A 23123-nucleotide genomic window follows, 5' to 3' on the forward strand; every position below is an offset into this window, starting at 1 on the left:
TGATTGTTCTAAACATGTCAGGGCATCCTGACTGCATGCAATCGAACGCAGGTTACTGCAGGAACAGGTCAGCGTGTGAAACGCAACAACATGGGGTCGGCAATGAACCTATTATCCGGACAGTTCGGGATAAAGCGTCAACACGGGTGGATTACGCGGCAAACGCTTGCGAGCCTGTGTGCCTTCGGGATTGTGGTACCCGTCATGGCAGGCGCCCAGGCGCAAGCGCAATCCGCTCATCAGCAGGTTGAATGGGCCGACAATTTCGATATCGCAACGGACACCATCAAGGAAGTGAAGTCGTCCGCACCGACCCTGTCGCCGGAAACCGCCGAATATATTTCCGTCGCGATCAATCGCTATCAGCGCATTGTTCAGGCAGGTGGTTGGCCCAAGGTCACGCCTGGCGGCAAATCCCTGCGTATCGGTGCGAAGGACCCTCGCGTCGTCGAACTGCGCCGCCGTCTCATCGTCTCCGGCGATCTGGAACAGCAGGCCGGCCTTTCGAACACATTCGATTCCTACGTGGACACGGCGCTGCGCCGCTTTCAGCTTCGCCACGGCCTGATCCCGGACGGGGTTCTGGGCGAGGGCACTGTGACGGCCCTGAACATCCCCGCCGATGTGCGCCTGCGTCAGCTTGAAACCAACCTGGTGCGCCTGCGCTCCATGTCCGGATTTCTCGGCGATCGCTACGTGATGGTGAATATCCCCGCCGCCGAAATCGAAGCGGTGGAAAACGGCCGCGTGCGTTCACGCCATACCGCCGTTGTCGGCAAGATTGACCGTCAGACGCCGATCCTGAACAGCAAGATCTACGAGCTGAACTTCAATCCCTACTGGACCGTGCCGGTCTCGATCATCCGCAAGGATCTGATCCCGAAGATGAAAGAGGACCCGCAGTATCTGGCCAAGAACAACATCCGCATCTACGACTGGAGCGGAAACGAATTGTCCTGGCAGCAGATCGACTGGAACACCGAAGAGGCGACCCAGTACCGGTTTACCCAGGATCCGGGTTCGGACAATTCGCTCGGCTCCGTGCGCATCAACTTCCACAACAAGCATCAGGTCTATCTGCACGACACACCGTCCAAGACGCTGTTCGGCGAAGACTACCGGTTCCATTCCTCGGGCTGTGTGCGCGTTCAGAACGTGCGTGAACTTGTGACCTGGATCCTGCAGTCGACCACGCCGGACTGGGATCGCTCCCGTGTCGATTCCGTCATCCGCACCGGCGAGCGCGAAGATGTGAAGCTCAAGGGCCAGGTTCCGCTCTATCTGACCTATGTCACCGCCTGGGCAAATGCGGATGGGGTCGTTCATTTCCGCGAAGATATCTACGACCGGGACGATCTCTATGGTACCGGGGCGCAGGCCCGTCTCTGACGCGCCTTTCCGCAGCCACGACCCGATCGTGTATGTTTACCGCGAAACGTCGGCCCTTGATCGGGCCGGCGTTTCGTGGATTCTGGGTGCCCCCGCGCAAGGACCGCTGCAATGAGTCGTGAGCCCAATTCCGGAGAGATCTACCTTGAATTCCGTCCTGTCGGCCGGCAGGTTCAGGTGATCGCGATGGATGCTGCGACCGGGATAGAGGTGTCCGCATTCGGACCGGCGTCCGCTTCCCAGGAAGATCTGAAACGGATCGTCGTCCGCAAACTTCAGCGCCGTATTCTGCAGGAACGTCAGGCAGGGGCGTCGCAGTCCGATCCGACGCTTTATTGAGCGTTCCTCCCTTTCGACGCTTCATTGCGGCGCCGGCCTGCACATCCGCGTGGCCGCGTCGTTTTCAAGTTGGCGCGCGTCGGTAAGCCCCTTGGTTCTTTTCCGGGCCTGTGTTAATTCCTCGCCTCGAGTTGGCTGGGCCGCCGGATACCGTCCCCCTGGACGCTGTCACGCCCGCGCCCGCCCGGAGCCTGGCGCCTCGACAACGAGGCGGACAATCCGCCCGGGCATCTGGAAAAACGAGCGGCTTGCCGTGCATTGGCGGGATGTTCCCGGGGATGCGGGGCGCATCGGAAAATTTGGCGAAAACACTTGGGCCGGAAACGAAGGCCAGAAACAAAGGATGGTGCGATGTCTTTGATGGAAAGCTCCAGTCAGTCCCTGCAGTCCGGATTCTTTACCCGCAGTCTCGAGGATGTCGATCCGGACATTTTCGGCACCATCGAGAATGAACTCGGCCGTCAGCGGCATGAAATCGAGCTGATCGCTTCGGAGAACATTGTCTCCCGCGCCGTTCTTGAAGCGCAGGGGTCCATCTTCACCAACAAATATGCCGAAGGATATCCGGGCAAGCGCTATTACGGCGGCTGCGAATTCGCCGATGTGGCCGAGACCCTGGCGATCGAGCGCGCCAAGCAGCTGTTCGGTTGCGAATTTGCCAACGTTCAGCCCAATTCCGGCAGCCAGATGAACCAGGCCGTATTCCTGGCCCTGCTGCAGCCGGGCGACACCTTCATGGGGCTCGACCTGAACTCGGGCGGTCACCTGACCCATGGTTCTCCGGTCAACATGTCGGGCAAGTGGTTCAACGTTGTTTCCTACGGGGTACGCCAGGACGATCATCTGCTCGACATGGAAGAAGTCGCGCGCCTGGCCGAAGAGCACAGGCCGAAGCTGATTCTTGCCGGTGGTACTGCCTATTCGCGTGTCTGGGACTGGCAGAAGTTCCGTGAGATCGCCGACAGCGTCGGTGCCTATCTGATGGTCGACATGGCCCATATCGCGGGCCTTGTGGCTGGCGGGGTGCATCCGTCCCCGGTTCCCCATGCCCATGTGACCACCACCACCACCCACAAGTCCCTGCGCGGCCCGCGCGGCGGCATGATCCTGTCCAATGACGAGGCGATTGCCAAGAAGATCAATTCCGCCGTCTTTCCCGGTCTCCAGGGCGGTCCCCTGATGCATGTGATCGCGGCGAAGGCGGTCGCCTTCAGGGAAGCGCTGCAGCCGGAATTCAAGATCTATGCCCGGGCAGTGGCCGAAAACGCCAAGGTGCTGGCCGAGGTCCTGAAGGAACAGGGCCTGGATATCGTCTCCGGCGGAACGGACAACCACCTGATGCTGGTTGACCTGCGTCCGAAAAACGCCACCGGCAAGGTCGCCGAAAAGGCTCTCGGCCGGGCGAACATCACCTGCAACAAGAACGGCATTCCCTTCGATCCGGAAAAGCCCTTCGTCACCTCCGGCATCCGGCTGGGGACACCCGCCGCAACGACACGCGGATTCGGCGTGGCGGAATTCCGCGAGGTCGGCCTGCTGATCACCGAAGTTCTGGACGGATTGAAGGCCGCCAACAGCGAAGAAGGCAACGCGGCAGTTGAAGCGGCCGTCAAAGCCAAGGTAGAAGCACTGACGGCCCGGTTCCCGATCTACGGGGAGTAATCAACGGGCTCGGTCAGGAGCTTTGAAAGATGAGATGTCCGTTTTGCGGCGGCGAGGAAACCCAGGTCAAGGATTCCCGCCCGACCGAGGACAACACCGCCATCCGCCGGCGCAGGATCTGTAACACCTGCGGCGGCCGGTTCACGACATTCGAACGGGTCCAGCTGCGGGAGCTGATGGTGCTCAAGCGCTCCGGCCGCAGGGTTCCGTTCGATCGGGAAAAGCTGATGCGGTCCGTACAGATCGCCGTTCGCAAGCGTCCCGTCGATCCGGAAAAGATCGAACGCATGGTCAGCGGCATCGTTCGGCAGCTGGAAAGTTCCGGGGAAAGCGAAATCACGGCGGAAACCATCGGCAATCACGTCATGGAAGGCCTGAAGGCCATCGATGACGTCGCCTATGTGCGCTTTGCCTCCGTTTACCGGAATTTCCGTGAAGCCAAGGATTTCGAGGCTCTTCTGGATGAGCTCAGCGATCCGGTAAATCATCCGGTCAAGAACGACTGACCTCTCGCAGACGGCTTTTCATGTCAGATATGTCCAATTCAGATGAGCGCTTCATGGCGGCGGCCGAACGTCTGGCCCGCCGCGGCCTTGGTCATGTCTGGCCCAATCCCGCCGTTGCCGCCCTGATTGTCCGGGAGGAGGCGGGGGGCGCGGTTGTTGTCGGGCGCGGCGTGACCTCGCGCCCGGGCATGGCCCACGCGGAAGTGAACGCGCTCAACCAGGCGGGCGACAAGGCAAGAGGCGCGTCCTGTTACGTGACGCTCGAGCCGTGCTCCCACTACGGCCGGACGCCGCCATGCGCGCTCGCCCTGACCAATGCGGGCGTCAGCCGTGTGATCGTCGGCATGCTGGATCCCAACCCCCGCGTTGCGGGGCGCGGAGTGAAAATGCTCGAAGAGGCCGGGATCGACGTCACTGTCGGTGTGCGCGAAGCCGCCATGAAGGTGCTGTATCACGGCTTCACGCTGCGCCAGCTCCGGCATCGCCCGCATGTGTTCCTGAAACTGGCCGCATCCACGGACGGCTATATCGGCCGGGCCGGGGAGGGCCAGGTCAGGATTTCCGGTGAGCTGTCGATGCGCAAGGTTCACGGATTTCGTGCCGTTCACGATGCCATTCTGATCGGATCGGGTACGGCGCTCGCGGACGATCCGCAATTGACCTGCCGTCTGCCCGGGCTGGCGGAGCGCTCGCCCGTCCGCGTGGTTGTCGATCGTTTCGCCCGCTTGCCCCTGGAGTCGAAACTGGTGCGCGGCTGCGCCGATGTGCCCGTGTGGGTCATCTGCGGCAATGCCGCCGACCCGGACCGGATGGATGCCCTGGCGGAGGCCGGAGTGAACGTCATCCGCGTTCCGGCGACCGAAACCGGCATTGAGCCTTCGGTGATCCTCAGTGCCCTGGCAACCCGCGGCATCACCCGGCTGATGGTGGAAGGCGGCGCGCGGATGGCGTCGTCCTTCCTGAAGGCCGATCTCGTCGATGACCTGTGTGTCGTCACCGGCGATATCGTCATCGGGGCGGACGGCATACCGGCCCTGCACGGCCTCGCTCTTGCGGATGTTCTCCGCGACCCCAGATTCAAGCGGGTCGATGCCGGTAAATTCGGACCGGACAGCTTTATCTATTTGAGACGGTGTGGAGCCTGACATGTTTACCGGCATTGTGACCGACCTCGGCGAAATTCTTTCCATCGAAGACATTCCGGCCGGAAAACGCACCCGTATACGAACCGCTTACGATACCGAAGGCATCGATATCGGCGCGTCGATCTCCTGTGCCGGCGTCTGTCACACGGTCACCGCAAAGGACAACGGCCCGGACGGGAACTGGTTCGAGGTGGTTTCGGCTGCCGAAACCCTGGCGCTGACAACCGTTTCGGACTGGAAGGCGGGCCAGAAGGTCAATCTGGAACGCTCCCTCACCATGGGGGCCGAACTTGGCGGCCATCTGGTTCTGGGGCATGTGGATGGTGTCGCGACGGTCACCCGGCGGGAAGATCACCCCGATACGGTCTATTTCCAGTTCCAGGCCCCGGCGGAAGCCGCGCCCTTCATTGCCAAAAAGGGCTCGGTGGCGCTCGACGGCACCTCGCTGACGGTCAATGAGGTGGACGGCCTGCTGTTTTCCGTCTTCCTCATTCCGCATACGCTGGAGGTGACGACCTGGTCCGCGCGCCAGGTGGGTGACCGGATCAATCTGGAAGTGGACATGATGGCCCGCTATGCGGCGCGGCTGGCGGAGTTCGCCGGGAACAACTGAAGACGCAACGTCACTTTTGATGGTGGCCGGGATCGTCAACCACGTTCGCAGTGGGGTCTTGCCGCCACCGGGCGATCCTTCATGAATGACTGGACAAACCGGGGCAGACGTGGTTCCTGTCGCGGCCTGACACTGGATGGTAAAACCCATGAGCTCTGCACCGAAACTGCTGATCATCGAAGCCCGATTCTACGAGGATCTCGCCGACGCACTCGCAGAAGGAGCAATCAAGGCGATCGAAGCGGCAGGCGCCACTTACGACCGGATCGCCGTTCCGGGCGTGCTGGAAATACCGGCCGCCCTGTCCATGGTCATGACGGCTATGGAGAACGACAGCGAACTCTACGACGGCTTCGTGCTGCTGGGTGTTGTGATCCGCGGCGAGACCTCGCATTACGACATTGTCGCCAATGAATCGAACCGTGCGATCATGGATCTGATCATTGACGCCGATCTGGCTGTCGGCAACGGAATCCTGACCGTCGAGAACGGCGAACAGGCGTGGGCCCGGGCGAAGGTGGATGACAAGAACAAGGGTGGGGCGGCGGCCGAGGCGGCCCTGCAGATGATCGCCCTGCGTGAACGGCTTGGAGTATAAGAAAAATGACCGGAAAGGCCGACCCGGAAAATCCGGCAGCAAAAACTGTGCGCCCGGCGAATAAACGCGGCGTGGCCCGCCTTGCGGCGGTTCAGGCCCTCTACCAGATGGATGTGGGCGGATCGCCGCTGACGAATGTGATCAGCGAATTCACCGACTTCCGTCTCGGCAAGGAAATCGACGGCGCCCAGTACCGCGATGCCGACGAACAGTGGTTCAAGCAGATCGTCTCCGGCGTGGTCGAGGATCAGAAGTTTCTCGACCCCTTCATCCATACCGCGCTGACCGAAGACTGGCCGCTGAAGCGGATCGACAGTCTGCTGCGCGCCATCCTGCGCTCCGGTTCCTATGAACTGCTGCGCCGCAAGGATGTCCCGGCCAAGGTCATCATTTCCGAATATATCGACGTCGCGAAAGCCTTTTTCGAGGATGACGAGCCGGGCCTCGTCAATGGTGTGCTCGATCGTCTGGCCCATGACCTGCGCAACGGAGAGTTCGACGCAGAAGGACCGGTCAAGAAGGCAGACGGTGCCTCCTGATCATGGGTGGGGACCGTCCGGACGAATTTGCACTCATAAGGCAGTATTTCGCGCCGCTGGCCAGTGATCCGGGCAGTCTCGGGCTGACGGATGATGCCGCGGTCCTGACGCCGGAAGCCGGGCTGGATCTTGTCCTGACGAAGGACATGCTGGCGGCGGATATTCACTTTTTTGCCGAGGACGCACCGGAAGCGATCGCCGCCAAGGCGATCCGGGTCAATCTGTCGGATCTGGCCGCCAAGGGCGCCCGCCCGCGCGGCTACCTGATGGGACTCGCGCTGCCCGCCGACTGGACGGAAGCCTGGCTGGAACGCTTCTGCAAGGGACTGGCTGCCGACCAGGCGGCCTACGACATTCAGTTGCTGGGAGGAGACACCATCCGCTCCGGCAACGGCCTGCAGATCTCCATTACCGCGATCGGTGAAGTGGAAAAGGGCCGGACGGTCCGCCGGTCGGGGGCACGGCCGGGGGATGCGCTTTTCGTTTCAGGAACCATAGGCGATGCCGCCGCCGGCCTCGAGGCACGGCTTCGGCCGGACTTCAGCCGGGGTCACGATCTGACCGAAAGCGAAGAGCTGCACATTCTCGATCGCTATCTGCTGCCGCGGCCCAGAACCCGGCTGGCGCCTCTCGTCACCCGCTATGCCAGCGCCGCCCTCGACGTATCCGACGGTCTGATCGCCGACTGCACTCACATGGCGAAAGCCTCGGCTGTCGACATGACCATCGATCTGGATCGCGTGCCGTTCTCCAGTGCGCTGCAGCATCTCAGGGTGAAGGCGCCGCAGGACTTCGCACGCTGCCTCAATGGCGGCGATGACTATGAGATCCTGGCCAGCGTCCCGGCGGAGGAGGCAACCGCCTTTCTGCTGTCGGCGGAGGTGGCCGGGTGTCCCGTGGTCCAGATCGGCCGGGTCGAGAGCGGCAATGGCGCGGTTCGCCTGACCGAATCCGGACGACCGGTGACACTCGGTTCACAGGGTGGCTTCCGCCATTTCTGACCTGTTGCTGCGGCTATCCCGCGTCTGGCACGCGTGATAGAATTCCCGCCTTGCCTGCAATGATTCAAGCCTTTCGAAAGACCTGCCATGACTGCCGCAACTCCGGACGCTTTTGTCGATGACCGTCTGGCCAGACGCAATGCACTGCTTCTCGCCCTCGCCCAGGCCCTCGGTGGCGCTTCGGCATCCATCGTCATCGCGACCGGTCCGCTTGTCGGTTACATGATGCTGGATACGGACAAGTCCCTGGCCACGCTGCCGGTTTCGGCCATGGTTCTGGGAACGGCTTTCGGCACGATACCGGCGGGCATCATCATGCGCCGCTTCGGGCGCAGGGCGGGCTTCATGGGGGCTGCGCTGCTGGGGGCGTTTTCCGGCCTCCTGGCCTGCTACGCGGTGTTTCAGAACCAGTTTCTGCTGTTCGCGCTTGCCTGTTGTCTGGGCGGTCTGGCCGGTGCCTTCGTCCAGCAATACCGCTTCGCCTCGGCCGACACCGCAAGCGACGCCTTCAAGCCCAAGGCGATTTCCTGGGTACTCGCCGGCGGCGTGCTGGCAGGTGTGGTCGGCCCGCAAACCGTGATTGCCACCAAGGATCTTTTCGAACCGATCCTCTTTGCTGGCACCTATCTGGCACAGGCCGGGTTGGCGCTGATTGCCCTGTGTCTTGTGGCCTTCATCAGGATTCCCGTTCCGCCCCGGCGCAGCCATGCCCAGGCCGGAGGACGCCCGCTGCGTGTGATCATGGCCCAGCCGCGCTTCCTCGTGGCAGTCGCCTGCGGGATCTGTTCCTATGCCCTGATGAGCCTGGTGATGACCGCGACCCCGCTGGCCATGATCGCCTGCGGCCTGACGGAAACCGATGCCGCGCTCGGCATTCAGTGGCACGTGCTCGCCATGTTCGGGCCCAGCTTTTTCACGGGCAACCTGATCGCCCGCTTCGGCAAGGAACGGATCGTCTCCATCGGCCTTGCCCTGCTGGCCGGCTGTGCGGTGGTGGCGCTGACGGGAGTCGAACTCGCACACTTCTGGTCGGCATTGATCCTGCTCGGTCTGGGCTGGAATTTCGGCTTCATCGGCGCCACGGCGATGCTGACCGACACCTATCGTCCGGAAGAGCGCAATCTGGTCCAGGCGGTCAACGATTTCCTGGTGTTCGGCTTCGTGGCGGCGGCGTCCTTTTCCTCCGGAGCGCTTCTCAATGTCTACGGATGGAGCACGGTGAACATTCTTGTTTTCCCGTTCGTGGTCCTGTGCCTCGGCCTTATCGCCTGGCTCGTTATGGCTGAAAGAAAAGCGGTTACAACCTCTTAAAGTTCTTGCGAAAGCAGACTTCGTCAGCGCAGCATAAATACTGCACCGCACCAAATAATACCGCGACGGAACCGCCCATTTAGTCGATGTGAGAGCTTGACGAAGAGCTCCGCTTTGCTGCTATCGTGTTTGTCCTTCACGCAGAGGAATCGACGTGAGGCACAGCCAGGCGGGAAAAAGACAAACAAAATCTGTCCGCCGCAGTTTTGGGAGGAAGCATGATCGAGCTTGTCGTCATCATTATTTGTGGCCTCTTGTCCATCGCCTATGGCGCCTGGGCAATTCAATCCGTCATGGCGGCGGACGCGGGCAACGCCCGGATGCAGGAGATCGCCGAGGCGATCCAGGAAGGGGCCAAGGCTTATCTCAACCGTCAGTATACAACCATCGCCATTGTCGGCGCGGTTGTCTTCGTGATTGCATGGTTGCTGCTTTCCGGCCCGGCGGCGATCGGGTTCGCCATCGGTGCGATCCTTTCCGGAAGCGCCGGTTACATCGGCATGATGGTTTCCGTCCGCGCCAATGTGCGGACCGCCCAGGCGGCGAGCCAGAGCCTCGGGGCAGGGCTTGAGATCGCCTTCAAGTCCGGTGCCGTCACCGGCCTGCTGGTTGCCGGCCTGGCCCTGCTGGGCGTGGCTGTCTACTACACCGTCCTGACCAGGGGACTGGGATACGACCCGACGGACCGCACGGTGATCGACGCGCTGGTCGCGCTCGGCTTCGGTGCCTCCTTGATCTCGATCTTCGCCCGTCTCGGCGGCGGCATCTTCACCAAGGGGGCGGATGTCGGCGGTGACCTTGTCGGCAAGGTGGAAGCGGGGATCCCGGAGGACGACCCCCGCAATCCGGCGACCATCGCGGACAACGTCGGCGATAATGTCGGCGACTGCGCGGGCATGGCGGCCGATCTGTTCGAAACCTATGTGGTGACCGTCGTCGCCACCATGGTCCTGGCCTCCATCTACTTCACCGGCGGGCAGGCCATCGAACTGATGCTGCTGCCGCTCCTGATCGGTGCAAGCTGTGTGGTGACATCCATCATCGGAACCTTCTTCGTCAAGCTCGGCAAGAACAACTCGATCATGGGGGCCCTCTACAAGGGGTTCATTGCCACCGCCCTGCTGTCGGCGGTCGCCCTTGCCGGCATTATCTTCGGATGGCTCGGCGCCGGGACCCAGTACACCACCTCGGGCGGATTCACCTTCAACGGGTTCGATCTGTTCATCTGCGGTCTCGTCGGTCTGATCATTACCGGCCTGATCATCTGGGTGACCGAATATTACACCGGCACGGAATATCGTCCGGTGAGATCGATCGCCCAGGCGTCGGTGACCGGCCATGGCACCAATGTGATCCAGGGCCTTGCCGTGTCTCTCGAGGCCACGGCGCTGCCGGCGATCATCATCATCGCCGGCATACTCGTCACCCACACGTTCGCCGGCCTGTTCGGCATCGCCATCGCGGTGACGACCATGCTGGCACTGGCGGGCATGGTCGTGGCGCTGGACGCCTTCGGACCGGTGACCGACAACGCCGGCGGCATTGCCGAAATGGCGGACCTTCCGGCGGAAGTCCGGGCCACGACCGATGCGCTGGATGCAGTCGGCAACACCACCAAGGCGGTGACCAAGGGCTATGCCATCGGGTCGGCCGGTCTGGGGGCACTGGTGCTGTTCGCGGCCTATACGGAGGACCTGAAGCACTTCTCCAGCACGGCGGTCGATGGGTCGATCTTCCAGGGCATCGATGTCTCCACCCTGTTCTCGCTCTCCAATCCCTATGTGGTGGCGGGACTCCTGTTCGGCGGCCTGCTGCCGTATCTCTTCGGCGGCATCTCAATGACGGCCGTCGGCCGGGCAGCCGGAGCGGTGGTCGAGGAAGTCCGCCGTCAGTTCAAGGAAAAGCCGGGCATCATGGAGGGCACGGAACGGCCGGACTACGGCCGGGCAGTGGACATGCTGACCAAGGCGGCAATCAAGGAAATGATTCTGCCGTCGCTGCTGCCGGTGCTCTCGCCGCTAGTGGTCTTCTTCGTGGTCAAGGCGGTGGCAACACCAGCCGATGCCTTTGCCGCACTGGGAGCCATGCTGCTCGGGGTGATCGTCACCGGTCTCTTCGTCGCCATTTCCATGACGGCGGGCGGCGGTGCCTGGGACAACGCCAAGAAGTCCTTCGAGGACGGGTTCACCGACAAGGACGGTGTCACCCACCAGAAGGGCAGCGAGGCGCACAAGGCGTCGGTGACCGGTGATACCGTCGGCGATCCCTACAAGGACACTGCAGGTCCCGCGGTCAATCCGATGATCAAGATCACCAACATCGTCGCCCTGCTGCTTCTGGCGGTTCTGGCGCACTGATCGCACTGGTGCAGAAAAGAAAAACCCCGGCCGCTTCGGCCGGGGTTTTGCATTAGAGACCCAGGCTCGGGTTCGTTGCGCCCCTGAGGATCTGCGTCAGGAAGCCGTAGTCGGCGCCGCCGGTTCGGGTCTTGCGGGTGACGATGTCGACGATCTTGCCGTCCTGCAGCGAGTAGTTGCCCAGATCCTGGACGTAGCCGTCCTTGTCGAAATAGACGGCGACAACGCGCTGTTCGACGATGTCGGGGGCCATGAAGGCCGTCGTCGCGGTCTTTTGCGAAATGTAATAATAGGCATCGCCATTGAGGCTCGAGGTCGTCGACGGGGACCCCAGCACCAGTTCCACCTGTTCTCGGCTGGAGCCGACCTGTACCTGGTTCAGCATGTCGGTGGTGACGACATGGCCATGCGTATAGGTGGATGTGAAACAGCCGCCCAGCGGCAGCGTGGCCAGAAGCGGAAGGATCAGGGCGCTCGCCTTGAAGTTCATTTAGGACGTCCCGTTTGGCCAGACCGGTCTGGCTGCTCTTGAATTTCGTTGCTTGGCAAAATCTCTATCGTGGGATAGGGCACATGACAACACCTGACTCGTGCGAAGACTTTGGAGACCGTCATGATTTTCGGCATGTTCCGCCGCCGCAACCGCGATGCCGAGCACAAGGTCTATTGTGAAATCGTGGCTCAAGCACGGCAACCGGTATTTTATAGCGGCTTCCATGTGCCGGACACGGTGGACGGTCGGTTCGACCTGATCGTCGCTCATGCGGTTCTGTATTTCCGGCGCATGCGCGGGGAAGGCAAGGAGGCTTCGGAGTTTACCCAGTATGTGTTCGACCTGTTTTTCCAGGACATGGATGCCTCCCTGCGTGAGATGGGCGTCAGCGATACCCGTGTGCCGAAGAAGGTCAAGGTGATGGGCGAGGCCTTTTTCGGCCGCGCCGATGTCTACAATCCTGCCATCGACGGCGAAAATGTCGAGGATCTGGCCGCGGCCCTCGGCCGCAATCTTTATCCGGACAACCCCGAGCCTGTCGCGCAGACGCGTCTGGCGCATTATATGCTGGCCTCCGCAAGGCGTCTTGGCGAGCAGACGGCGCAGGAGCTGATGAGTGGACAGATCAACTGGGCCGATCCGGAGGCGTTCAGGGATCTTCCGGTGTGAAGTCGTCTGAAATGCAAGGGTCAACGGCAACAGGAAGGAAGAACAATGACGACCAACAAGTTTCCCTATTCCTTCAAGGTGACCGCCGCCAGTGTGGTCGACAAGGACCAGACAGTCGTCGTGGAGCCGGATGCGGCCGGGCTGAAGGCGATCGCCGGGGCGTTCGACCTTGAAGCGGTCCGCAGCCTGAAGGCAAGGTTCACCCTGAAGCCCTATCGCAAGGCCGGTCTCAGGGTCGTGGGGCCTGTCAATGCCTCCATCACCCAGATCTGCGTCGTCTCGCTCGAACCGTTCGAAAGCGCGCTGGAACTCGAGGTCGACAGGACCTTCGAACCGCATTCGAGCAAGCCGCGGAAGATCCGGGATCTGAACGCGGACGGCGAAATCGAGATCGATCTGGAAACGCTGGACCCGCCCGATGTCATCATCGACGGGGTGCTGGATCTGGGCGCGGTCATCTGTGAGGAACTGGCCCTGTCGCTTGATCCCTTTCCGCGCAAGCCCGGCGTCGCCTTCGACGGCGGGGATACTGGGGCCGATGACGGGGAAGAGGAAAAGGAGCCGTCTCCCTTCGCGGCCCTTCAGGCGCTCAAGGACAGCACGGAAAGCTGAGTCCTGCCGACAGCAGGGGGGAAGGAGATCCGGTATTGATTTCGCGCCGCAGGCGTGCGTTCCTGTCGCGGATTTCCCGCCGGTTATCAACCTCTTCGCCTGCGGGGGTGCGGAAAACGGTTGTCACTCCCCTCAAAACCGTTATGTTCGCGCCGGATCAGGCCCCCGCCGGACCGGTGGGACATTTCGGGCGCGCCGTCCAGGCGCCGTCCTTGGTAGCAAAACGTTAAAAAGACCTTCTAAATGGCGAAAACGATTCCGATTTCATTGGATGCCATGGGCGGCGATAACGGGGCCGAAGTTGTTATTCCGGGTGCGGAAATCGCGCTCGTCCGCCACCCTGATATCCGGTTTCTTCTCTACGGCAATGAGCAGGTGATCCGCCCGCTTCTGGAAAAATATCCCCGGGTGCGGGATGCTTCCAGTGTGCATCATTGCGAAGTCGCCATTGCAATGGATACCAAGCCCAGTCAGGCCCTGCGCCAGGGGCGGTGGCGGTCCAGCATGTGGCGCTCCATCGAGGCCGTGAAGACCGGAGAGGCGTCCGTTGCCGTTTCCGCCGGCAACACCGGCGCGCTGATGGCCATGTCCAAGTTCTGCCTGCGCACCATGGCCAATATCGACCGGCCCGCCATCGCGGCCATCTGGCCGACGATGCGCGGAGAATCGGTTGTCCTGGACGTCGGCGCGACCATCGGTGCCGATGCGCAGCAGCTGATCGATTTCGCCATTCTGGGCGGTGCCATGGCACGCGCCCTGTTCGGCGTTCAGCAGCCGACGGTCGGGCTGCTCAATATCGGCGTGGAGGAAGTCAAGGGTCTGGAAGAAGTGCGCACGGCCGGTCGCCTGCTGCGCGAAACTCCTCTGCGTTCGCTGAAATACGCCGGTTTCGTCGAAGGCGACGATCTCGGCAAGGGCACGGTCGACGTGGTCGTGACCGAAGGCTTTGCCGGCAATATCGCCCTCAAGACGGCGGAAGGCACGGCCAAGCAGATCGGCAGTTACCTGCGGTCGGCGATGAACCGCACCTTCATGTCGAAAATAGGCTACTTTTTCGCCAAGGGAGCCTTTGATCTGCTGCGCGAGAAAATGGATCCGCGCAAGGTCAACGGCGGTGTTTTTCTGGGATTGAACGGCATCGTGATCAAGAGCCATGGCGGGACGGATGCCGAGGGTTATGCCTCGGCGATCGATCTGGCCTATGACATGGTGAAAAACGAATTGACCCACAAGATCGCCCAGGATCTTGTGCATTATCATCGCGGCCGTTTCGCAGAAGCCGCGCCGACATCGGAAGGTGATTTGTGAGCGTGATCCGTTCAACCGTGACCGGCTGCGGAAGTTTCCTGCCGGAAAAAATCCTGACAAATGACGACCTGTCCAAGATGGTCGATACGTCTGACGAATGGATCGTTCAGCGCACCGGCATCACGCAGCGCCATATTGCCGGGGAGGGCGAGATGACCTCGGACCTGGCCCTGGCCGCCGCCCGCAGGGCGCTGGCCGATGCCGGCCGGGATGCCCAGGACATCGACACCATCATTCTTGCGACGGCAACACCGGACAACACCTTTCCGGCGACGGCAGTCACCGTGCAGGCCGGTCTCGGCATCCATCACGGGGCCGCCTTCGACATCCATGCGGTCTGTTCGGGATTCGTCTACGCGCTGACCACCGCCGATGCCTATATCCGCTCTGGACTGGCCAGGCGCTGCCTCGTCATCGGCGCGGAAACCTTTTCCCGGATCCTCGACTGGGAGGACCGCACGACCTGTGTGCTGTTCGGCGACGGGGCTGGGGCTGTGGTCGTGGAAGCGTCCGAAGGTGTCGGTAGCAACGACGACCGTGGCATTCTCACGTCGCATCTGCGCTCCGACGGCCGCCACAAGGACAAACTCTACGTGGATGGGGGGCCGTCCTCCACGCAGACTGTCGGTCATCTGCGCATGGAAGGCCGCGAGGTCTACAAGCATGCGGTCGGCATGATCACGGATGTGATCGAGGACGCCTACAAGGCAACCGGACTGACGTCCGAGGATCTGACCTGGTTCGTGCCCCATCAGGCCAACAAGCGGATCATCGACGCCAGTGCCCGCAAACTGAAGATCGCGCCGGAGAAGGTCGTTACAACCGTGCAGTTGCACGGCAACACGTCCGCAGCCTCGATTCCGCTGGCGCTCGACACGGCTGTCCGGGATGGCCGGATCAAGAAGAACGATCTCCTGATGCTGGAAGCCATGGGCGGCGGGTTCACCTGGGGATCGGTTCTCCTGCGCTGGTAATCGGCGCTGCGGCCTTCTTGCGACAAATCTTAACTTGTCGCGGAGTTCTGGTTGACCGGCCCGCCGGGAGGCCGTACCGTATTGTATTGCGTCGGAGTTCTCTTGCAAAATCAGCCAGATCACTGGCGTCGTTGAGGAGGGGTTATGGGCAACCGGACTATTACCCGTGCGGATCTGTGCGAGGCAGTTTATCAAAAAGTGGGTTTGTCACGCACGGAGTCGTCCGAACTGGTCGAACGTGTACTTTCTGAAATTTCAGACTGTCTTGTCACAGGAGAATCGGTAAAATTGTCAAGCTTCGGTTCGTTTGTGGTTCGCTCAAAGGGCGAGCGTATCGGCCGCAATCCGAAGACTGGCGAAGAAGTTCCGATTTCACCGCGCCGCGTGATGGTGTTCAAGCCATCCAATGTTTTGAAGCAGCGGATCAATGATGCGCTCACAGGACAGGCCAGCAAATAAAACAAGACCGGATGAGTTCACTGGATAAAAGCCCGGACGCCTTCAGAACCATCAGCGAGGTCGCTGACGACTTGGATCTGCCGCAACACGTGTTGCGGTTCTGGGAAACGCGGTTCTCCCAGATCAAGCCGCTGAAAAGAGGCGGCGGCCGGCGCTATTACCGTCCGGACGACATCGAGCTTTTGAAGGGTATCCGGCACCTGCTCTATGGAGAAGGCTACACCATCAAAGGGGTGCAGCGAATCCTGAAGGAGCAGGGCCCGAGGTTTGTCATGCAGATCTGGCGGGAGGATGCCTCACCGCTGCAGGTCATCGCGCAGCCGCAGGCCGCGGCCCCTGGCAACGGCGGGCAGGAGGCCCGGACGGCGCCACAGCCTGCCTCCAACGGACATCAGGAAAAACTGCCGAGCGGCGTTCTGGCTGAAGCGGCTCCCGAAGCCGGCCATGGCTCCTCCGGCGGGCTGAACATTCTCGGAAGGCTTCGCGGGGAAAAGCCGGCCGCAGGCGTTGCCGCGGCTCAGTCCGCCGTCTCCAAGGACGATATCCGCCGGCTGCAGGCCACGCTGTTCGAATTGCTTGAGTGCAAGCGCACCCTCGATCAGGCCCGCTGACGGCCCGCGGCAGACCCGGGCCGATCGGTCCGGAACACCCGCCCTCCTGTGCGGCTTCGAGGCGCGTTGGCCCTACTCCAGTCCCATGCAGGACGCATAGAAGCTGGTCGTTGCCGGCCAGTCCGAAAAGATGCCCTTCACGCCGACGTCCCGCGCCAGCACGTCAACCACCTCCAGCATGCGCCCGTCGCCATCGATGGCGTCGCTCACGCTCTGGTAATACCAGCCGCCGCCGCCATTGAGCGGACCGGAGCGCTCCAGAGACCAGGTGACGATCTCCAGGCCCGCATCCCTGGCGGCCTTCGCATAGGCGGAGGGCACGATCCTGCCGTCTTCGAGGGTCAGCAGCATGAAGAGCGGCGGTGCGATGTAATTCAGCCCCATCGCCTTCAGCTCGGCCATGGACGGAGAGAATGTGCCCGGATCCATGGGGTCGAGCCCGCGGCGCCCGTCGAGATAGACCGCCTGCCGGCCGAACTCCGGCTCATGGCTGATCCAGTAGCGAACATCGTCGAGATCGAACGACTGCGGGTAGACATCTTCCGGCGGAATGCCGGCGGCCTTGTAGTCCTCGATCAGTTTTTGCGCGTAGGCTTCGCGGGTAAGGCCGTCAAAGGGCATGTCGACAGCAGGCCCCTTCAGCTCCGGCATGAACTTCACGCCCAGATCCCTGAAAAGCTCTATGGACTCCCTGTGGGACAGCAGCGTGCCGGTCCCCGCATAAAGGTCTGTCCGCCACGGTGCGGTGGCGGACATATAGGCGTCCACGGTGCTCGCGGTCTTGTCTGCTGCATCCATTTTTCCGCGCAGGGACTTGAATTCCGCCAGCGTGATATCGGACGTCCGGCATTCCGCCGATGCAGGGGCATCGCCCGAGGCCGGCGTGAAGCCTTGCGTGCAGGTCTCCGCCAGGTCGGTCGCCAGAATGTTGGTGGTCGTATGCAGATCGTTCTGGGAGTGGCGGCAGACCAGCTCCTTGTCCTTCGTGAAGGTGACATCGCATTCCAGAATGCCGGCTCCCATCAGGCTGGCAGCCCGGTAGCCTTCTTCCGTATGTTCGGGAAACTGCAGGGGCGCGCCGCGATGGCTGACGGAAAACAGCGTCCGTTTCGCCGGCTGGCCGATACAGGCGGCGAGCTTCTCCTTCAGTGGCCCTGCCGGCATCTGGCTGACGAGATAGGCCGGGCGCGGGCCGAGTTCGATATGCTCTGCCTGTGCAGGGCAGGCGAGTGTCAGTCCGGTCAGGGAGAGGGCGGCAAGGGCAGAACGCATCTTTTTTCCGGTAAGTCACGAGGGCGGGAACCAGGGCAACCTGGGCTTCTGTCGATATATAGAGGACCGGCGGCCCGGGGCAACAACGACTCAGGCCGCCTTCCAGCCGATCCTCAGGGCCTCGGGGCCGCGTACGGACAGGCCCCGCCTGTAGGTGACGGCCTCCTCGGCGAGTTCGATCGTCCGGAAGCGTTTCAGCAGGGTCGAGAAGATGATGTCCATGTCCAGCCGCGCAAGGTGATTGCCAAGGCAGAAGTGCGCGCCGCGTCCGAAGGCGATATGCCAGTTGGGCGTGCGGCCCGCGTCGAACCTGTCCGCATCGGGAAACTGCGCCGGATCGCGGTTGGCGGACCCGTACAGCACGCCGAACCTGGTGCCGCTCGGAAACCTCCGCCCGCCGATCTCGACATCTTCCGTGGAGTAACGGTGAAAGAAGGGCAGGGGAGATTCATAGCGGAACATTTCCTGGACCGCCGTCTTCATCAGGCCCGGCTCGGTGCGCAGGCGCTGCATTTCCTCCGGGAACCTGAGCAGCGCATGCATGCCGCTGCCCAGCACGTCGATGGTCGATCCGTGTCCGGCCATCAGGATCAGCATGGCGGTGGAGATGAACTCGTCATGGTTCATCTGCCCCTGCCGTTCGGCCTCGATCATCAGGCTCATCAGGTCGTCTTCGGGGTTGGCTTCCCGTTCGGCCTTGAGCTTGAGCAGATAGCGGTAGAACTCGGTGGTGTTGCGTTCGGCCAGCTCCTTGCGTTCATCCGAGCGGTCGATATCGAAGAACTGCACGATGTTTTCCGACCAGATCCGCAATTGCGGGCAGTCCTCGTCGGGCACGCCCAGAACCCGGCCGATGATGTGACCGGGCACATGGGCGGCCAGCTCGCCGATGAAGTCGATCTCGTCCTGATCGCTCAGATTGTCGATCAGCGTGTCGACATATGCCTGGATGTCCTCCCTCAGCTTGCCCACCATGACCGGCGTGAACAGCCTGAACACCTGCTTGCGCAGCCGGTCGTGCACCGCGCCGTCGCTGTCCAGCAGGGAGAATTGCACGAAGCGGGAATGATGCGGCATGTCATGCCAGTTTTGCGCCCGTTTCCGGGCCGCGATTTCCTCCGGTGCGGCGATATGGTCGAGAGAGCGGACCATGTTCTCGTCAAGGACGATTTGCGAGACGTCATCGAAGCGCGAGGCCAGCCAGATGTCGAAATCCTCATAGTAGGTCAGGCCGTTCCTGGCGCGCAGAGCCGCATAATGGCGGTAGGGATCCCGGGCGAATTCGGCTGACAGGGGATCGAAGCAAAGGTCTGTGGACGGCGTCATGGAGGACTCTTGAGGCAGCCAGGGATCGGATACAATTGTGATTCTTGGCAGCGTCGGGGATTTCGCCGGACGCTTGCAAGCGGAAAGCGCGGGGTCCGTTCCGTTTTTCGCAGTTATTCATGCTTTTTCCGGCGGGTGAGGATACCGCCTGGGGATAGCGAGGAAAGGGCAGATTTGACGATAACGGCGGGAGAACGGGATTCTTAACAGTTCGTTAACGCGGGGTGAGCCGATCCCGCTCAAGATCAGCGATTTATGAAGTGCGTGAGGCCGTTATGCGTATTCCGGAGGCTTTCAGGGAAGAATATCAGAGTTTCTTGCAGGAGACCGGGTTGGAAAACCCGAATCCGCAGGCGCTGCTGATGGAACTCGCCTCGCTCAGCATGGATGTCTACCTGAAGGAAATTGCCTGGCTGTCGGATTTCATCGGCCGGATCGAACGGGCGAAACGCGAAGCTGCCTGAGCGTGGTGCCCCCCGAACAGGAGCTCTTTACCGGAACCGTTATCTCCCGGTCTGCGGCAAGAGGATGCCAAAGGCGAAATTGGAGCATGGTTGCCGGCGATTGATTCCGCTCAATGTGCAGCTGTTCTTTCCATGCTCTCTGAACCGGGTGAATTCGCCCGTACTGTGGAGACGAGAAATGGTGCCGAGACCCGAAGCCCCCGGAAAAAAGCCGAAAAGCGGCAGCACGCCACAGGAGAAGCGCGAGCATATCGAGGATCTGCTCGACGAGGCCCTGGACGAAACCTTCCCGGCCAGCGATCCGCCGGCAATGCTGGAACCGGATTCGAATCCGAAACCCGACTGATCAGGCCCTGCGACGGGCGCGACCTGCCCTCTGTCCGGGCGGCATGCCGCCCGGACAGAGGGCAGGTGGAAATCACTCTCTTCAGGCATTTCCGGCTTGGGCTCCGACCGCAAGGGCCTGAGGTGTTCCTGAATGCCGGTAAGCGCCCGTGACACGCCTGTCGCTGCCGCTATGCCGGGGCGCCCCGTTCGGGGGGGCTGGAACAGGCCTGCCGCCGGATGCGATGATCCTTTTCGTTTTTCAGCAACAAGAAGGCTCCGGTCGCTTCAGGTGGCGCGGTGCGACGCGCCTTGCCCGGCGGCAACAAAGTGGAAAGCCTGACCCGAGGAACTATGGAAAAGACCGGAACCGTTGAGACCGCCTTTGCTCTGGAGGCTGGAGAGGTCGCCGAGAGATTGGCCACGCAGCCGGCGCAGGGGCTGACGGAGGCCGAGGCCATTCGCCGGCGCCGGGTCCATGGCCCCAACCGGCTCCGGGAACACAAGACCCGCAGCACGCTGCTCATCCTGGCCCATCAGTTCACAGGCATCATCGTCTGGATGCTCGCGGCTGCAGCGGTTCTGTCATTCGTTCTGGGAGATGTCGCGGACTCCATCGCAATCGTGATCGTGTTGCTGCTCAATGGCGCGATCGGATTCTTCACCGAACTGCGCGCGGCACGGTCGATGGAAGCACTCATGCGCATTACCGAAGTGCGCACGCGCGTGCGGCGGAACGGGCAGGTGCAGGAGATCAACGCGCACGAGCTGGTGCCGGGAGATATTGTCGTTCTGGAAGCCGGCGACGTGGTTACCGCGGATCTGCGGCTGGTGAACGTATCGAATCTATTCTGCGATGAATCCCTGCTCACCGGGGAATCCGCGCCCGTTGTGAAACAGACCGAAAGCATCGACCCCGACACCGCTGTCGCGGAGCGGACGAACATGGCGTTCAGCGGAACGGCGGTCACCCAGGGCCTCGGGGAGGGGATTGTCGTCGCCACCGGGATGGCGACGCAGCTCGGTCATATCAGCGCGCTCGCCGAGGAAGCCGATGCCGATGCGTCCCCCCTGGAGCAGCGTCTCGACAAACTGGGACAGAAGCTGGTCTGGCTGACGCTCGGCCTGGCGACGCTCACCAGCCTGGCGGGTATTCTGTGGGGGAACTCCGTTGCCGAGATGATCAAGACCGGAGTGGCATTGGCCGTGGCGGCGATTCCGGAGGGGCTTCCGGTGGTCGCCACACTGTGTCTGGCGCGCGGCATGTGGCGGATGGCGGCCCGCAATGCGATCGTCACTCAATTGTCTTCGGTGGAAACCCTCGGAGCCACCACCCTGATTCTGACCGACAAGACCGGCACGCTGACGGAGAACCGGATGTCGGTGGTCAGCTATCTCCTCGATGGCCATGACGTCGAGGTTGCGCGCGAGGGGGAAGAGGTTCCCTTCCGCCTGGCTGACAGCGGTGATGACACTGCCGGACCGGACACTCTGGACTGGGCTCTGAAGGTCGGTGTGCTGTGCAACACGGCCGAACCGGACCTGCAGGACGGCAGCGCCCGCATAGGTGACCCCATGGAAATCGCGCTGCTGGCGGTTGCCGCCCGGGCGGAGCTGACCCGGACGTCCCTTGCCGCGCAGTTCCGGCCGCTCAGGCAGTATGCTTTCGACCCGGTCCGCAAGATGATGGCGACGGTCTTTTCCTGCAATGGCGACATCCTTTATGCGGTCAAGGGCGCACCCGAATCCGTGCTCGAGGTGTCCCGGTCGGTTCTTGCGGACGGCGGCCCGCGGGAGATGAGCGCGCAGGATCTGGCGCAATGGCGCGCGCGCAGCGATCTCGCGGCAGGCAGAGGGCTGAGGGTTCTGGCCCTGGCCATGAAGACGGCGGCAACGGAAGGCGAAGACCCCTACGAGGGGCTGACGCTGGTCGCGCTGGTCTGCTTTCTCGATCCCCTGCGCGAGGATATTCCCGCGGCCATCCGGGCAAGCCAGCATGCGGGCGTGCGCGTCGTGATGATGACCGGGGATCATGCGGACACCGCCGCCAAGATCGCCGAGGAAGCCGGTCTCGGCGCCGGGCCGCTCAAGGTGCTGACGGGGCGCGAGCTTGCCGGTATCGATCCCGAAACCGCCGACGCGGAAACCCGTGAGAGCGTGCTTCAGACAGACGTTTTCGCACGCGTGGCGCCGGATACGAAACTCAAGCTGGTGTCGCTTTTTCAGGATCAGGGGCATGTGGTCGCCATGACGGGCGACGGTGTCAACGACGCGCCGGCGTTGAAAAAGGCGGATATCGGCATTGCCATGGGGCTGCGTGGCACGCAGGTGGCCCGCGAGGCTTCCGACATCGTTCTGAAGGACGACGCCTTCGCGACGATCATCGCGGCCATGCGCCAGGGACGGACGATCTTCGAAAACATCCGCAAATTCGTGGTCTACTTGATGTCCTGCAATGTCAGCGAAATCCTGATCGTCGGCATTGCCGTCGGCGTCGGCCTGCCGGCTCCGCTCCTGCCTCTGCAGATCCTGTTCCTGAATCTCGTCACGGATGTCTTTCCCGCCTTCGCGCTGGGGCTCGGCCGGGGAGACGACGAAACCATGTCGGAACCTCCCCGGGATCCGAGCGAGCCGATCATAGACAGGACGCGATGGATCCTGATCGGGCTGCTGGGCGGGGCGATCACCCTGGCCACGCTCGCGGCCTTCACGCTGGCGCTTTTTTACTTTGACCTGGGAACGGAGAGCGCGGTGGTCGTTGCGTTTCTGACCCTTGCCCTGGGGCAGCTGTGGAACGTGTTCAACGTCCGCCGACCCTCCCTGTCCATCGTCCGCAATGATGTCAGCCGCAATCCATATGTCTGGGGCGCCCTGGCGCTCTGTCTCGGCCTCCTGGGTATTGCGATGGGACATCCCGCCCTTGCCGATGTTCTTGGCCTTCACTGGCCAGGCACGGAGGGGATGCTTCTCGCTGTCTCGATGAGCTTTCTACCCCTTGTCGTCGGTCAGAGTTTCCTGGTGCTGTCCTGTCTGCGACAAGCGCCCGCCGAGCCCGCATCCTCCGCCGGCGGAAGGGAGCGTTGAGCAAGGCGCCCGCAGCTTTGTGACAGGGCCTGTTGGGACCATCCACCGCGTTCGGGCGCGGCGGAAA

At 62.2% G+C, this 23123-nt stretch carries 23 protein-coding genes; 20 read left to right on the forward strand and 3 right to left on the reverse strand.

Translation table 11 applies throughout. The features are described 5' to 3' along the window. Nucleotides 1-204: 204 nt before the first annotated feature. The 11 genes from DCO57_RS00170 (at nt 205) to DCO57_RS00220 (ending at nt 11460) form a co-directional block, all read left to right on the forward strand. On the forward strand, nt 205-1389 hold the full coding sequence (locus tag DCO57_RS00170) for a L,D-transpeptidase family protein (protein WP_208977705.1): 1185 nt from the start codon (nt 205-207) through the stop codon (nt 1387-1389). A 111-nt stretch (nt 1390-1500) separates the two neighbouring features. Further along, entirely contained in the window at nt 1501-1728 is a 228-nt protein-coding gene (locus DCO57_RS00175; protein WP_116696844.1) for a serine hydroxymethyltransferase, read from the forward strand. A gap of 351 nt (nt 1729-2079) precedes the next feature. Beyond that, on the forward strand, nt 2080-3390 hold the full coding sequence (gene glyA, locus DCO57_RS00180) for a serine hydroxymethyltransferase (RefSeq protein ID WP_116696845.1): 1311 nt from the start codon (nt 2080-2082) through the stop codon (nt 3388-3390). Nucleotides 3391-3419: 29 nt separating this feature from the next. Then, nucleotides 3420-3896, forward strand: a complete 477-nt coding sequence (gene nrdR / locus DCO57_RS00185) for a transcriptional regulator NrdR (RefSeq protein WP_116696846.1) — start codon at nt 3420-3422, stop codon at nt 3894-3896. Nucleotides 3897-3916: 20 nt separating this feature from the next. Further along, entirely contained in the window at nt 3917-5041 is a 1125-nt protein-coding gene (gene ribD / locus DCO57_RS00190) for a bifunctional diaminohydroxyphosphoribosylaminopyrimidine deaminase/5-amino-6-(5-phosphoribosylamino)uracil reductase RibD (RefSeq protein ID WP_116696847.1), read from the forward strand. A gap of 1 nt (nt 5042) precedes the next feature. Next, on the forward strand, nt 5043-5654 hold the full coding sequence (locus DCO57_RS00195) for a riboflavin synthase (RefSeq protein WP_116696848.1): 612 nt from the start codon (nt 5043-5045) through the stop codon (nt 5652-5654). A 148-nt stretch (nt 5655-5802) separates the two neighbouring features. Next, nucleotides 5803-6252 carry a 6,7-dimethyl-8-ribityllumazine synthase gene (gene ribH, locus DCO57_RS00200; RefSeq protein WP_116696849.1) on the forward strand — a complete coding sequence of 150 codons (450 nt, stop codon included), beginning with the start codon at nt 5803-5805 and terminating at the stop codon, nt 6250-6252. 5 nt (nt 6253-6257) lie between these two features. Beyond that, nucleotides 6258-6791 carry a transcription antitermination factor NusB gene (gene nusB, locus DCO57_RS00205; RefSeq protein WP_116696850.1) on the forward strand — a complete coding sequence of 178 codons (534 nt, stop codon included), beginning with the start codon at nt 6258-6260 and terminating at the stop codon, nt 6789-6791. Nucleotides 6792-6793: 2 nt separating this feature from the next. Beyond that, nucleotides 6794-7792 carry a thiamine-phosphate kinase gene (thiL, locus tag DCO57_RS00210; RefSeq protein ID WP_116696851.1) on the forward strand — a complete coding sequence of 333 codons (999 nt, stop codon included), beginning with the start codon at nt 6794-6796 and terminating at the stop codon, nt 7790-7792. Between the two features lie 87 nt (nt 7793-7879). Then, on the forward strand, nt 7880-9103 hold the full coding sequence (locus DCO57_RS00215) for an MFS transporter (RefSeq protein ID WP_116696852.1): 1224 nt from the start codon (nt 7880-7882) through the stop codon (nt 9101-9103). 218 nt (nt 9104-9321) lie between these two features. Beyond that, on the forward strand, nt 9322-11460 hold the full coding sequence (locus tag DCO57_RS00220) for a sodium-translocating pyrophosphatase (RefSeq protein ID WP_116696853.1): 2139 nt from the start codon (nt 9322-9324) through the stop codon (nt 11458-11460). A gap of 52 nt (nt 11461-11512) precedes the next feature. On the opposite strand, the gene bamE is transcribed toward DCO57_RS00220, so the two are convergent. Further along, entirely contained in the window at nt 11513-11950 is a 438-nt protein-coding gene (gene bamE / locus DCO57_RS00225; protein ID WP_116696854.1) for an outer membrane protein assembly factor BamE, read from the reverse strand. 123 nt (nt 11951-12073) lie between these two features. Here bamE and DCO57_RS00230 point away from each other — a divergent pair, with 123 nt between their 5' ends. The 6 genes from DCO57_RS00230 (at nt 12074) to DCO57_RS00255 (ending at nt 16586) form a co-directional block, all read left to right on the forward strand. Continuing rightward, complete coding sequence (locus tag DCO57_RS00230) at nt 12074-12622, forward strand: ubiquinol-cytochrome C chaperone family protein (protein ID WP_116696855.1); 549 nt, start codon at nt 12074-12076, stop codon at nt 12620-12622. Between the two features lie 45 nt (nt 12623-12667). Beyond that, on the forward strand, nt 12668-13234 hold the full coding sequence (locus DCO57_RS00235) for a DUF177 domain-containing protein (RefSeq protein WP_116696856.1): 567 nt from the start codon (nt 12668-12670) through the stop codon (nt 13232-13234). Nucleotides 13235-13477: 243 nt separating this feature from the next. Next, nucleotides 13478-14542: a phosphate acyltransferase PlsX gene (plsX, locus tag DCO57_RS00240; RefSeq protein ID WP_116696857.1), complete on the forward strand. Its 1065-nt coding sequence runs from the start codon at nt 13478-13480 to the stop codon at nt 14540-14542. Then, a complete protein-coding gene (locus DCO57_RS00245) occupies nt 14539-15516 on the forward strand; it encodes a beta-ketoacyl-ACP synthase III (protein WP_116696858.1) in 978 nt (325 codons plus the stop codon). The genes plsX and DCO57_RS00245 overlap by 4 nt, the downstream gene beginning before the upstream one ends. Nucleotides 15517-15660: 144 nt before the next feature. Continuing rightward, nucleotides 15661-15975 carry an integration host factor subunit alpha gene (locus DCO57_RS00250; protein ID WP_023003819.1) on the forward strand — a complete coding sequence of 105 codons (315 nt, stop codon included), beginning with the start codon at nt 15661-15663 and terminating at the stop codon, nt 15973-15975. 20 nt (nt 15976-15995) lie between these two features. Then, on the forward strand, nt 15996-16586 hold the full coding sequence (locus DCO57_RS00255) for a MerR family transcriptional regulator (protein WP_116697304.1): 591 nt from the start codon (nt 15996-15998) through the stop codon (nt 16584-16586). A gap of 72 nt (nt 16587-16658) precedes the next feature. Here DCO57_RS00255 and DCO57_RS00260 read toward each other — a convergent pair whose 3' ends face one another. Together DCO57_RS00260 and DCO57_RS00265 are read right to left on the reverse strand one after the other, a co-directional pair. Further along, nucleotides 16659-17858, reverse strand: coding sequence for a glycerophosphodiester phosphodiesterase family protein (locus DCO57_RS00260; protein WP_116696859.1), 1200 nt, complete (start codon nt 17856-17858; stop codon nt 16659-16661). Between the two features lie 90 nt (nt 17859-17948). Further along, on the reverse strand, nt 17949-19184 hold the full coding sequence (locus DCO57_RS00265) for a cytochrome P450 (RefSeq protein ID WP_116696860.1): 1236 nt from the start codon (nt 19182-19184) through the stop codon (nt 17949-17951). A gap of 332 nt (nt 19185-19516) precedes the next feature. Between DCO57_RS00265 and DCO57_RS24035 the strand changes: the two genes are divergently transcribed. The 3 genes from DCO57_RS24035 (at nt 19517) to DCO57_RS00275 (ending at nt 23056) form a co-directional block, all read left to right on the forward strand. After that, nucleotides 19517-19648 (forward strand): hypothetical protein, encoded by a 132-nt coding sequence (locus tag DCO57_RS24035; protein ID WP_279629122.1) that lies wholly within the window; start codon nt 19517-19519, stop codon nt 19646-19648. A gap of 178 nt (nt 19649-19826) precedes the next feature. Further along, nucleotides 19827-19994 (forward strand): hypothetical protein, encoded by a 168-nt coding sequence (locus DCO57_RS23425; protein WP_165814585.1) that lies wholly within the window; start codon nt 19827-19829, stop codon nt 19992-19994. Nucleotides 19995-20326: 332 nt separating this feature from the next. Further along, entirely contained in the window at nt 20327-23056 is a 2730-nt protein-coding gene (locus DCO57_RS00275) for a cation-transporting P-type ATPase (protein ID WP_116696862.1), read from the forward strand. Nucleotides 23057-23123: the final 67 nt, after the last annotated feature.

It is taken from the genome of Labrenzia sp. 011, assembly GCF_003075075.1.
Taxonomy (GTDB): Bacteria; Pseudomonadota; Alphaproteobacteria; order Rhizobiales; family Stappiaceae; genus Roseibium.

Excerpts from the sequence above, each read along its gene's own strand:
- DCO57_RS00265 (WP_116696860.1), bottom strand. The coding sequence starts at position 19,184 with ATGACGCCGTCCACAGACCTTTGCTTCGATCCCCTGTCAGCCGAATTC.
- DCO57_RS00220 (WP_116696853.1), top strand. The coding sequence starts at position 9,322 with ATGATCGAGCTTGTCGTCATCATTATTTGTGGCCTCTTGTCCATCGCC.
- DCO57_RS00215 (WP_116696852.1), top strand. The coding sequence starts at position 7,880 with ATGACTGCCGCAACTCCGGACGCTTTTGTCGATGACCGTCTGGCCAGA.
- plsX (WP_116696857.1), top strand. The coding sequence starts at position 13,478 with ATGGCGAAAACGATTCCGATTTCATTGGATGCCATGGGCGGCGATAAC.
- nusB (WP_116696850.1), top strand. The coding sequence starts at position 6,258 with ATGACCGGAAAGGCCGACCCGGAAAATCCGGCAGCAAAAACTGTGCGC.
- bamE (WP_116696854.1), bottom strand. The coding sequence starts at position 11,950 with ATGAACTTCAAGGCGAGCGCCCTGATCCTTCCGCTTCTGGCCACGCTG.
- nrdR (WP_116696846.1), top strand. The coding sequence starts at position 3,420 with ATGAGATGTCCGTTTTGCGGCGGCGAGGAAACCCAGGTCAAGGATTCC.
- DCO57_RS00235 (WP_116696856.1), top strand. The coding sequence starts at position 12,668 with ATGACGACCAACAAGTTTCCCTATTCCTTCAAGGTGACCGCCGCCAGT.
- DCO57_RS23425 (WP_165814585.1), top strand. The coding sequence starts at position 19,827 with ATGGTGCCGAGACCCGAAGCCCCCGGAAAAAAGCCGAAAAGCGGCAGC.
- ribD (WP_116696847.1), top strand. The coding sequence starts at position 3,917 with ATGTCAGATATGTCCAATTCAGATGAGCGCTTCATGGCGGCGGCCGAA.
- glyA (WP_116696845.1), top strand. The coding sequence starts at position 2,080 with ATGTCTTTGATGGAAAGCTCCAGTCAGTCCCTGCAGTCCGGATTCTTT.
- DCO57_RS00230 (WP_116696855.1), top strand. The coding sequence starts at position 12,074 with ATGATTTTCGGCATGTTCCGCCGCCGCAACCGCGATGCCGAGCACAAG.
- ribH (WP_116696849.1), top strand. The coding sequence starts at position 5,803 with ATGAGCTCTGCACCGAAACTGCTGATCATCGAAGCCCGATTCTACGAG.
- DCO57_RS00250 (WP_023003819.1), top strand. The coding sequence starts at position 15,661 with ATGGGCAACCGGACTATTACCCGTGCGGATCTGTGCGAGGCAGTTTAT.
- DCO57_RS00195 (WP_116696848.1), top strand. The coding sequence starts at position 5,043 with ATGTTTACCGGCATTGTGACCGACCTCGGCGAAATTCTTTCCATCGAA.
- thiL (WP_116696851.1), top strand. The coding sequence starts at position 6,794 with ATGGGTGGGGACCGTCCGGACGAATTTGCACTCATAAGGCAGTATTTC.
- DCO57_RS00175 (WP_116696844.1), top strand. The coding sequence starts at position 1,501 with ATGAGTCGTGAGCCCAATTCCGGAGAGATCTACCTTGAATTCCGTCCT.
- DCO57_RS00260 (WP_116696859.1), bottom strand. The coding sequence starts at position 17,858 with ATGCGTTCTGCCCTTGCCGCCCTCTCCCTGACCGGACTGACACTCGCC.
- DCO57_RS00170 (WP_208977705.1), top strand. The coding sequence starts at position 205 with ATGGCAGGCGCCCAGGCGCAAGCGCAATCCGCTCATCAGCAGGTTGAA.
- DCO57_RS00275 (WP_116696862.1), top strand. The coding sequence starts at position 20,327 with ATGGAAAAGACCGGAACCGTTGAGACCGCCTTTGCTCTGGAGGCTGGA.